This window comes from Psychromonas sp. SA13A (genome assembly GCF_011378715.1).
GTDB lineage: Bacteria > Pseudomonadota > Gammaproteobacteria > Enterobacterales > Psychromonadaceae > Psychromonas.
The window spans coordinates 536,350-547,667 of sequence record NZ_WTKU01000001.1; the positions used below are offsets into that span (position 1 = coordinate 536,350).

General features: G+C 37.8%; 8 protein-coding genes. 5 read left to right on the plus strand and 3 right to left on the minus strand.

Going from position 1 to position 11,318, the window contains the following annotated elements; all coding sequences use genetic code 11:
- Together GQR44_RS02305 and plsB are read right to left on the minus strand one after the other, a co-directional pair.
- Positions 1–633: a YigZ family protein gene (locus tag GQR44_RS02305; RefSeq protein WP_166368800.1), complete on the minus strand. Its 633-nt coding sequence runs from the start codon at positions 631–633 to the stop codon at positions 1–3.
- A gap of 176 nt (positions 634–809) precedes the next feature.
- A complete protein-coding gene (gene plsB, locus GQR44_RS02310; protein WP_166368802.1) occupies positions 810–3,119 on the minus strand; it encodes a glycerol-3-phosphate 1-O-acyltransferase PlsB in 2,310 nt (769 codons plus the stop codon).
- Between the two features lie 188 nt (positions 3,120–3,307).
- On the opposite strand from plsB, the gene GQR44_RS02315 reads away from it, so the two are divergent.
- From GQR44_RS02315 to GQR44_RS02330, 4 genes are all read left to right on the plus strand, one after another.
- The gene (locus tag GQR44_RS02315) at positions 3,308–3,664 is read left to right on the plus strand and encodes a diacylglycerol kinase (RefSeq protein WP_166368804.1); all 357 of its coding nucleotides are present in this window, start codon (positions 3,308–3,310) and stop codon (positions 3,662–3,664) included.
- Between the two features lie 26 nt (positions 3,665–3,690).
- Positions 3,691–5,091: a replicative DNA helicase gene (gene dnaB, locus GQR44_RS02320; RefSeq protein ID WP_166368806.1), complete on the plus strand. Its 1,401-nt coding sequence runs from the start codon at positions 3,691–3,693 to the stop codon at positions 5,089–5,091.
- 112 nt (positions 5,092–5,203) lie between these two features.
- The gene (gene menC / locus GQR44_RS02325; protein WP_166368808.1) at positions 5,204–6,268 is read left to right on the plus strand and encodes an o-succinylbenzoate synthase; all 1,065 of its coding nucleotides are present in this window, start codon (positions 5,204–5,206) and stop codon (positions 6,266–6,268) included.
- Entirely contained in the window at positions 6,256–7,761 is a 1,506-nt protein-coding gene (locus GQR44_RS02330; RefSeq protein WP_166368810.1) for an AMP-binding protein, read from the plus strand. Before menC ends, GQR44_RS02330 begins: the two co-directional genes overlap by 13 nt.
- Here GQR44_RS02330 and GQR44_RS02335 read toward each other — a convergent pair.
- Positions 7,753–10,023 (minus strand): sensor domain-containing diguanylate cyclase, encoded by a 2,271-nt coding sequence (locus tag GQR44_RS02335; RefSeq protein WP_166368812.1) that lies wholly within the window; start codon positions 10,021–10,023, stop codon positions 7,753–7,755. The two genes, GQR44_RS02330 and GQR44_RS02335, sit on opposite strands and share 9 nt — an antisense overlap.
- 322 nt (positions 10,024–10,345) lie before the next feature.
- Between GQR44_RS02335 and lpxL the strand changes: the two genes are divergently transcribed.
- Positions 10,346–11,269 carry an LpxL/LpxP family Kdo(2)-lipid IV(A) lauroyl/palmitoleoyl acyltransferase gene (lpxL, locus tag GQR44_RS02340; RefSeq protein ID WP_166368814.1) on the plus strand — a complete coding sequence of 308 codons (924 nt, stop codon included), beginning with the start codon at positions 10,346–10,348 and terminating at the stop codon, positions 11,267–11,269.
- Positions 11,270–11,318 lie beyond the last annotated feature (49 nt).

Below are 11,318 nucleotides of genomic sequence, written 5' to 3' on the forward strand. Positions count from 1 at the left end.
CTAGTTAGCATTAGTTGAAGTATTAATTTGTTTCGCAATGATCTGTCCCTGCATCGATGATTGTAATTTTTGCTTAAACTGTATTATTTGTTCACTATCGACTTCAATTAATGCCACTACTTCTTGTTGATAATCGACATTAATGATTCTTCCTGAATGCGAAGCTAATATATGCTCTACCGTTGCCATTTGGGCATAGTTACATTGTAACTTAAATTGTTGGAAAAAACGCTTCTCCATTGTAGGCATGGTTGGGCATAATTGCTGCAAACCATTACTGTAAGCACGTACTAAACCGCCCGTTCCTAATTTAATACCGCCTGAATACCTCACTACGACAGCAACTATTTCCCCAACATTAGTGCCTTGTAAAACAGCAAGCATAGGCTTTCCAGCTGTCCCTTTGGGTTCACCATCATCACTACACCCCATATTAACGCTATCTTTAGGGCTGCCACCAATATAAGCCCAGCAATGATGACGTGCATCTTTATGCAAGGCTTTTATGTCAGCAAGGTATTGCATCGCAGCAGTCTTACCTTGAGCTGGACTGATGAAAGTTAAAAATCGACTTTTTTTAATTTCTTCTTGAAAAAAGACCGTTTTCTGTAAAATTAAATAGGGTTTATTCACTGTTAACTAAAAGACCTTGTGTTTGCATGTCATAGAACCATCAACAACGGAATAGACATTTTGATAAAGTATTTGTTGTCATAATATTGCAACTAATATACTAGTGCGCCAGATAATAACTAAGCAGTGCTGTTCACTTGTGAGCGAAATCAGCCAACTCTATAGCATATTCACTTCTACTTCATTGATAAACAAGCTAACAACTCTTCAACTTGCTTAGGTTGTAATGTCTTTCTATCAAGTTGTTGAATAAAAACATTAATCACCTTGGCATCAAACGGTTCAATGCTACTGCCCAATAATCGTTTTTTACTGGCCGCTAATAATGTCTCATCGCTTTGATCAAAATCTGCAAATAACAAACTCAATACACAATGGTAGCGCAATCGAGTTTCGCTTAAATGCCTACTTAATGTCTGGATAAATGACAGATCGCTAAGCGTGATCACGTCATCGTCAACACGAACAAAGCTATTCTGTTGTAATTGTAGTAAAACACGAGTGACTCGCTGTTTAAGTGTTTCTGTTGAAGGCGCTAGGAAATATTCTGCATCGATAAAGCCTAATAAACTACCTACCAACTCGGTTAATGTGGCACAACTAATTTTATTGTTTTGATTGTTTAATTTAATTAAGCCATAACTCACCAATGAAGGCAGCGCAAATACGTGCACAATGGTATTACGGTAATAAGTTAAATGTGCGCTTTGTTTTTGATCACAACTCACCACATAATTAGACTCTGAAAACTTATTCATGGCTAACGCTTGTTGATAAATGAGTTCAACAGATTGTGTTGGATAAGTAATTCTAGAGTCTTGGCTGGTATTCGCTAATAACTGTTGATGTAATTGCAATAAAGCCAACATACGATGTTTACCTAGCTGATGATTAGTGCTTGCCAATAATATAGCTGCGCACAAAGGTAAAGCATTCACTGCCGTTGCTTGATTTATTCCCTGCATAACATTATTGGCCAAGTGGTTAACTTGTGTAGCAAATTGCTGCTCAGTAAGGGCTTGATGTCGCCAATTAGGTTGCTGTTGATCGAGATATTGCTTGAGATTAATAGGCTTCCCAAAGTTAACAAAAGCACGCCCAAAATTACGTAATTTTTTAACAACACCTAGGACTTGCCACGCACTTTCTTGTTGTTTTTTCTGCCCGGACAACTCTTTCATGTAAGTGCTTACTTCCATGATATGGTCATAACCAATATACACAGGCACAATCATTACATTACGTTCAGGTTGGTCTAAAAAGGTTTGTACACTCATTGCGAGTAAACCCGTTTTAGCGGGTAGTAAACGTCCGGTTCGACTGCGTCCTCCTTCGGTAAAGAACTCAATTGGATAACCTTGTTTAAATAGCATCGCAAAATAAGCTTTGAATGCTTTGCCATAGAGAGGATCATCTTTAAAACTACGACGTAAAAAGAACGCACCTGAGCGTCTAAAAATACCACCAGCAGGAAAAAAGTTAAGATTCACTCCGGCTGCTACATGTGGCGGTACTAAACCTTCTCCAAATAATAAATAAGATAATAAAAGATAATCCATATGACTGCGGTGACAAGGCATATAAATAATTTCAGCCCCACTTTGTGTTGCATCACGCACCGCTTGTGCATGATTAACTTCGATCCCTTGGTAAATACCATTCCAGACTTTAGACAAAATAGATCGGAAAAAACGTAAAAATCGATATGAAAAATTACTACTAATCTCTTCTAAATAAGCATGGCATTGCTGAGTAACCTGCAACTCACTTCGACCACTTTGCAGGCTTTCTTGTTGAATAGTTTGTTGCATCATAGGGCTGGCGATAACACGTTTGATCATCGCTTTGCGATTAGGAATTTGAGGCCCACGACTAGAACGATTTTGGGTACTAAAATAATGCAAGGCTACTCGCGCAAGTTTATGCGCTAAATGTTTTGAGTGTTTGTTTTTTTCTACTAATGATTGAACAGAGATGGGTACATTAAAACGTATTAAATGATCACTACCCGCAGTGAGAATAGACCATGCTTTTTGTAAGCTACTTACATTATGATGCCCCAGAAAAGCTTTTCGTGGATTGCTTTTACCTGGATTTCTACCCCAGAAAAATGTCACTGGTACTAATTGCACATCAAGCTCTGTATCCTGTTGATGCAACGATAATAAGTGTTGGTATTGCGCTAAATAAGCAGACTGCTGTTGCTTTAGCGGTTTCTTTTTAAAGAAATACCAATCATGCAGGTAAATAACAGCGGGCAGGGTAATACCATGCAATTGCAAAGGCTGATAAGGGTCAGGTAAAGCTTGCTTAATACAGGCTTTTTGTAGTGCTAATAAATCGCTAGCACTATTTTGTTCCAACACATAAATAATAGGACGAGAGAGGTCTAACTTTAACTCAGTAACAGGATTTTGTGGCACCACCACACTCTTCACCCAAAAACGACTGATCAGCTTAGACCAAAAAGAGCCTTTAACTAGCACATACTTTCCTTGTTATTGTCCATTATATTGGCTTTAGTTTAACATACAAAGCTAGTGCGTATAGGCGTTGACAAGCATTCTGAGACCGCTAGCAAATGATTACTCTCAATCAACAGCTAAATGATGACCAAGTGATGTCTATTTGTTAAAGTGTGCGCTTCAATTAATACACATGAGATTGCTTATTAATGCAAAAAAATACTGGAATAAAGCGAATATTTCTTGCTTTTGGTTATTCACTAAAAGGCATCAAAAGTGCTTTTAAACATGAAGCTGCTTTTCGTCAAGAGGTGTTACTAGCAATTATTTTAATCCCTATTGCCTTATTAGTAGATGTCACTAAAGTAGAGCGTATCCTTTTAATTTCGCCAGTGATCTTGGTATTAATATTTGAAATAATTAATTCAGCCATTGAAGCCGTTGTAGATAGAATTGGCAGTGAATTCCATGAACTTTCTGGGCGCGCTAAAGATATGGGCTCATCAGCTGTCTTAATTGGTTTGTTATTAACCGCGTATATTTGGATTGAAATCCTGTTTATTTAACTTACTTCACTCATTAGGATTCTAATATGGCGGATAGACCTGCTTTTACTAAACAAAAAAATAAAACGCATTCACCAATAAAAACGGTTCCCCACTCTTTTGAAGCCGAACAAGCGGTCATTGGCGGTTTATTATTAGACAATGATACTTGGTCAGATGTTTCTGAGCGAGTGGTTGACCGTGACTTTTATACACGTGCACATCGCCTTATTTTTTCAACTATTGAAAAACTAAGCAGCAATGATATTCCCGTAGATATCGTTACACTGTCAGAAAAGCTTGAAGATACACAGGAATTAGAAGGCATTGGTGGCATTGCTTATTTAGCGGAGCTATTACAAAACACGCCAAGTGCAGCTAACATCAATAACTATGCAGATATTGTTCGTGAACGCGCCATTGTTAGGGAGTTAATTGGTGTAGCCAATGATATTGCAGAGGCAGGCTATGATACCGAAGGTCGTGATAGTGCAGAGCTGCTAGATTTTGCAGAAACTAAAGTGTTCCAAATTGCAGAGGCTCGAAATAATCAAAATGAAGGCCCGCAAGCGATTAAAGATATCCTCAAAGAAACAGTCGCAAAAATTGATGATTTATGCAAAAACCCTCGCGATGGTATTACCGGATTGTCCTCTGGTTACAATGATTTAGACCAAATGACTACGGGCTTCCAACCCGGTGATTTAATTATTGTAGCGGCGCGTCCATCAATGGGGAAAACTACCTTTGCCATGAACTTAGCGGAACATGCAGCCCTTAATGCAGACAAGCCAACCATTATTTTCTCATTAGAGATGCCTTCAGATCAGATCATGAATCGTATGTTGGCTTCTTTAGGGCGTATAGACCAAGGTAAAATTCGTACCGGCCAATTAGATGAAAACGATTGGGCTTCATTATCTTCTACTATGTCTATTTTATTAGACCGCGGTAAAATGTTTATTGATGATAGCTCTGGTTTAACACCAACGGAATTACGTTCGCGCGCTCGTCGTATTGCACGTGACCACGGCGGTGTTAGCATGATCATGGTCGATTATTTACAATTAATGCGTGTCCCTTCTTTGAGTGAAAACCGTACCTTAGAGATTTCAGAAATCTCACGTTCTTTAAAAGCATTAGCCAAAGAGTTACGTTGTCCTGTTATTGCCTTATCTCAGTTAAACCGTGGTCTTGAGCAACGTGCTGATAAGCGCCCTATTAACTCAGACTTACGTGAATCGGGTGCGATTGAGCAAGATGCTGATTTAATTATGTTTATTTATCGAGATGAAGTTTATCACGAAGATAGTGAGCACAAAGGCATTGCAGAAATCATCATTGGTAAGCAACGTAACGGACCAATTGGTAAGGTACGTTTAACGTTCCAAGGGCGTTACTCTCGTTTTGATGATTACACCGGTACTGCTTATCATGGTGATGAATAATAAAAGTTGATAGCGCCCATGACTACTCACTTGAGAAGCTACGGATACTCAAGTGGGATATGACTTACGCTACAATTAACGGCTAACTTAAATAATTTAGAAAAGGACAATGATGGACAAGTTTGATCAACTATTTGACTGTTCAAATAAAAAGTTAAGCTTGTACCGCTTCTCATTACCTTTAAAAAAAACCATCAATTTTAAAGGCCATCATTTAAGCACCCGCGAAGGACTATGGTTAATTGAGCACAGCCCGCATGGGCAAGATTATATTGGTGAAGTATCGCCTCTGCCCGGTTTTAGCCAAGAAACACTTGCTGCATGTCAAACGCAACTAATCGATGCCTTACAAGCCGGAACGTTGACCAATCAATGCATAAGCAAGCAACAAGCAAACCATCAACAAGTAGATTTTACAGCGCCTTTTTTACCGAGTGTAAGCTTTGCTTTATTTTGCCTACAGCAACGTATTCCCTGGGCATTACAAACAAGTAATGTAGCGCAAGATATTGCTTTAATGACCATACCTTTATTGCAAGGTAGCCTGAACGAAATTATTAAGCGCTATAGAGAGTTAAATTATCCAGCAACAGTAAAATTGAAAGTAGCGCGTTTATCGGTGGCAGAGGATATTAAAGTCATACAAAGCCTTATTGAACTTAATCCCGCTGTTCAGCTACGCTTAGACGCCAATCAGCAGTGGACTGCAATTCAATATATCGACTTCCTAGATGCGATTGACAGAAAATGTATTGATTATATTGAAGAGCCAACGCTTTCTACTATGGATAATATATCCATTTCAACACAATTTAAGGTCTCCATCGCATTAGATGAGAGCTTATTAATATCCAATCTATTGCCTATCAGCAAATGTATTAAAGCGTTAATCATCAAACCTACATTGATTGGCTATTCTGCTCGTATTCAGGCTTTATTAACGCATGCACAACAGCAACAATTAAGTCTTAGCATGAGCGCGAGTTTTGAATCCCCAATCGCTCTACAGCAACTGGCTTATCTAGCAAAGCAATGGCAACAAAAAACTCAATTAAAGGTAAGCTTAGGCTTAGATACCTTACACGCTTTCCAACCTGAAATAAGTCATGCTATTAAGGATAATTCAGACTTACAAAGATTCATTACATCTCAGGCAACTTGTATATGGCACTCTTAATTAACCACTGCCCCGTTCGCTGGCATGCTATTTATCATAGTCACTGGACTGCGTTGCAATATGATCAGCAATCGATCTCCTATCAGCAGTTAGATCAACTATTAAGCGCACTGCAAAGACAATTACTGACACAAATTAACCTAACTACTCCAATTTCAACTTCAACTCCACCGTCAATGGTCAGGCTGGCTTGTATCGCCAGTAATGGTATTGAATTGCTATTAATGCAATTATTATGCGTACGAGCAGGCTGGCTATTTTGTCCGCTAAACCCACGCTTTACCGCTACTGAGTTGTCGCAAAGATTGGCAGTATTAAATACGCCGTACTGTTGGATTGAGAATGAGCAAGATGCAGACTCCCTACCGACCTCGTCACCTCAATTACAAATAGATTTTGAATTGCTGTTATCAAACCTTCATGAGCAGGCTTCATCTTCTATTGCAGCAACTGCAAATATCTCCACTTCCGCAATAACGCTCACGCCTTTATTGATTGAACCAGAACAAGCTTGCAATATTATTTTCACTTCTGGTAGCAGCGGTTTTCCTAAAGCGATTGTACATAATTATCGTAATCACTTTTTTAGTGCGCTGGGCTCACAAAGACTGATCCCTCTTGCTTCACAGGATCATAACTTATTGTCCCTACCACTATTTCATATTGGTGGATATGCAACGGTATTACGAACCATTATTGCAGGAGCATGCATACACTTAACCACTTATCCATTGACTGTTGCCTTATTACAACAACACAGGATCACGCACTTATCCTTAGTTTCAACGCAATTGATCCGCTTATTAGCAGATCCTTTATTTAATGCGAAACAATCTGCCATTAAACATGTTTTATTGGGTGGAAGCGCTTTTTCAGAAGAGCACCTAACAGCGTTAGCTGCACGTGGATTTCACTATCACTTAAGTTACGGCAGTACTGAAATGGCCTCGCAAATTGCCACCTCAGATAACAGTAGTCAGCTACAGGTTTTACCGTATAGAGAAATAAAAATACACCGAGGTGAAATTTATATAACTGGCGAAACACGATTTATTGGGTATTTCCGAGATAATGCAATACATAAAATTGCAGCAGAAGAATGGGTTGCAAGTGGTGACTTGGGCACACTGAAACAACATCAATTATCTATTATAGGACGTAAAGACAGACAATTTATTAGTGGTGGCGAAAATATTCAGCCGGAGGAAATAGAGCGAGTATGTTTACAATATGGTCGTGTTAAACAAGCTTATATTTGTCCCACCAAGGATCAACAATATGGTCAGCGCATTGCGCTCTTTGTTTTATTTTCAGACTCAACTCAATTTGATCTAGATTGTCAGCAACTTAAACATTACCTTGGCCAACAACTGATCGGCTTTAAACAACCCGATCATTATCTTGCTTGGCCTTTGAAATTAGCAAATAACCAAGTATTAAAAGTGCCCAAACAAGTTTTCATAGACAGTTTAAGTAAGCAAGGACTAACCTAAGGTGCGTTTGATACTATGCTCATATACCAATTGTTCTGCATTATTAATCAAAGACAGTAAATCGGGATGACTTTCTTTTTTATACTCAACGATTCCGGTATCAATCACTAAACGACTTTTTCTAATGGAGCTTGAATTAAACTTTCGAACATTATTGTCTAAGCGAGGAAACAGCCCTGTATCGGTAATATGATATTCACTATCTGTCATTAAAATAACAAACTCATCCCCACCAATACGCGCCACTAAATCGGTTTCTCTAAAGGTGTCAGTCAATATATTTGCAAAAGACATTAATAATTGATCTCCCTCTGCTTCACCATGATCTAAATTAATCTTGGTTATACCAACAACATCAATATATAAGGCAAAGAAAGGTTTGTTAGCACGTTGGCTTAAACGGAAATAATTATCTCCGGCACTGACAATACCGCGATGGTTTAATAACCCAGTAAGCTCGTCGCTTAGCATCAATTCATTATTTTTATCTAATAATGATTTATCAACGGTAATATCGCGGGTGATTTCAATAATCCCCTGAATTTGTTTTTCTGTTGAATAATAGGGATGCTGAACAATCTCATAGGTTCGAGCCTCGCCTTTGGCACTATATTTAATAGTTTCTATACGATGCACTTGCTCTGTATTCTTGGTTTTTAGTAAAGGACACACACTTTTATTACATTGTAGGCACGTAAACAGAGCATCACAGTCTGTATCTAGTAAATCATCTACCTTATGGCCGCTTAGTTGTGCCAGTATTTTATTGACAAAAGTAGTGCGTCCTTGGAGATTAAAAATACGCACACCTAATGGTAATAAATCCATAAATTGAGTTTGATCGAATATTGATGATTTTAAAGATTGATTGAGTGATTTACGGTCACTAATATCCTTAATGTAACCAATATAGCCAATCATTTCTCTACTCAATTGCGAATTTGCATAATAGAAAATTTTATAGCTTGAAGGATCATTTTCTTTTAATTTCTCGGGCTCTACTTCAATGCATCCACCAGCTTGATTAATATCCGCAATAGATATAGTTAATGCTTCAGGTTCAATGGCTGCACTGTGTTTTTTATCTAATAACTGCGCTCTAGTAACATTAAAGAAACGGTAAAACGCCTTATTAGCAACAATATATTCATTATTAAAACCTTTAACAAAAATAGGGAAAGGTAAACCATCTAAAAAACACTGATAACGCAATTGTAAACGACTCAACGCCATGTACTTTCTAAAGGTATACAGTAATGTTAATAGCACCATCAATAATAGAATAAGTGTGATCGCATATTTGTCAGATTGTGAAAGATACAACTTCATCATTGGAGAAAAAGTGAGTACACCACCTACCGCATAACCACGCGTATCATGAACGGGCATGAAAACAGCGATGCCATCTTCTCCTGCAATACGAGTATTGACTGAAAAGCGTTTCAATTGCATTAATTTTGTTTCTTCAGCTAGGCCTAGGCTTTGTTTTAATTGCGCCAAATTAGCCGCACTTAGCTCTCCTAATCGAGGGTTTAATTTGTTTTCGTTGATGCCAATATAAAAAGCATCGGAAAAAGCCGTTTCTTGATATAACTTGGCTTTTTGTTGGGTCGATAAGAGTGGTCTTTTTGCTAATAAATATTGCGATTTTACTGCGCTAGTTGACGTTAATATTTTTTTCATTGCAGTTAATGGCATAGCGACTTCTACCACGGCGATAAAATTATTATTGTGATTAAAAACAGGAAAAAAATAACTATACAGGTAACGACCATTTTTCAATGACAAACCAAACGAGGTTTCTTTATTTTGTAGTACCTTTCTCAAGGCAGTATTGTCGACGTTATTTTTATTGGTTGGTTCTGTAATTTGTTGCAATGTTAACAATGATTCACCATTACTTAGATACACCTGTTGATGTTCAAAATTTTGGCTACTACTACGAAATGAAGGCTGCAATTTTTCATACAAACTTTGTTTAATCGAGGCTAAAACTTGCGGAGCATTTATATTGTTATTTGCCTTTTCTAGTAAAGGTAAAATAGCTTCATTATGATATTGTAAAGCATACAATAAGCCAGCATTAGACTTCACTTGAGCTAGTGCAGAGACAAAACTATTGTATACTGCGCGCTCAACTAATTGACGTTGTTGTTTTTGGCTTTGATCATTGGACATGAACATAAAAATAAAAGTGATCAAGATGACAGTGAGTACAACAAAAATAAAGTCGGAAGAGTGAAAACGCTTTGCTCTCAACATTTTAAACCCAAATAAATATACAAAAAATATTAATGAGTATATATCAATTAGACTAGACACTGTTGATATTTTAAGGTTGTTTTTGAAGCGATTAAGCCACTGTGAGGTAATCACTCTTTATCGATAAGCGATAACGGCATCATTACAAAAAAGTAGAAATGCCTAAAAGTATTTCAACATTTTTAGCTAACAGCCTATTAAGTTTAGCCTTAAACAAAAGTAATAATAAAAGAGCAATCAACACAATAAGATTCAAAGACATAATAGGTATTTCTAATATTATTCGTTAGAATCATACCTCCCCGATAGCAGAGAGCAGTTTATGGATATATACAAATTAAAATCTAGCTTTATTCACCCAAGATATTGGTTAGCTTGGCTAGGGATCTTAATTCTCTTTTTATCGTCATTATTACCTTATTCAACAATATTAAATATTGGTAAATACTTAGGGCGACTAGCGATCCCTTTTGCTAAAAAACGTTTTCATACTGCACGTCGTAATATTGAATTATGCTTTCCTGAACTGACACCGGAACAAGTTGATCAGAAAGTAAAAGCGAACTTCGAAAATACGGGGATTGCTTTATTAGAAATGGGCATGGCTTGGTTTTGGCCAAGTTGGCGTGTACGTGGTTTACTAAGTGTGCGAGGCATTCAACATCTACAACAAGCCACCCGACAAGGCAACGGTATTATCTTTTTAGGTGCACACTTTTTAACTTTAGAGATGGGCGCGCGTGCATTAGGCTTGATTCACCCAAGTTATGCGGTGTATAGAAAAAATAGTAACGAAGTCTTAGATTATTGGTTCTACTGGGGACGTATGCGCGAGCATAAAGCCATGCTAGATCGCAAAGATTTTAAAGCGATGTTACGTGTATTAAAAACCGGACAAGCATTATGGTACGCACCCGACCATGATTATGGGCGACACAAAAGCAGCATATTTGCACCATTTTTCGATGTAGAGAGCGCTAACACAGTATCTGGCACAAGTACTTTAGCGCGTGTTAAAGATAGTGTTGTTATTCCTGTGTTTTTAAAGCGCCTGCCTGGTTCTGAGGGCTATGAATTAATTTTTTATGAAGCGTTAAGTGATTTTCCAAGCCAGAATTTAAAGGCTGACACCACTTATACTAACCAACAGATAGAGCGCATGGTTAGCGAGTGTGATGATCAATATATGTGGCTACACCGTCGCTTTAAGACCCGCCCAGAGGGAGAACCTTCGGTGTACCAATAGCACTAATAAAGTTTGATTTAATGTGCATTAAAAACACGAATAAAGGCGA

Bases quoted from the DNA above. Each gene is read 5' to 3' on its own strand.
- GQR44_RS02315 (WP_166368804.1), top strand. From the start codon at position 3,308: ATGCAAAAAAATACTGGAATAAAGCGAATATTTCTTGCTTTTGGTTAT.
- dnaB (WP_166368806.1), top strand. From the start codon at position 3,691: ATGGCGGATAGACCTGCTTTTACTAAACAAAAAAATAAAACGCATTCA.
- menC (WP_166368808.1), top strand. From the start codon at position 5,204: ATGGACAAGTTTGATCAACTATTTGACTGTTCAAATAAAAAGTTAAGC.
- GQR44_RS02330 (WP_166368810.1), top strand. From the start codon at position 6,256: ATGGCACTCTTAATTAACCACTGCCCCGTTCGCTGGCATGCTATTTAT.
- GQR44_RS02335 (WP_166368812.1), bottom strand. From the start codon at position 10,023: ATGTTGAGAGCAAAGCGTTTTCACTCTTCCGACTTTATTTTTGTTGTA.
- lpxL (WP_166368814.1), top strand. From the start codon at position 10,346: ATGGATATATACAAATTAAAATCTAGCTTTATTCACCCAAGATATTGG.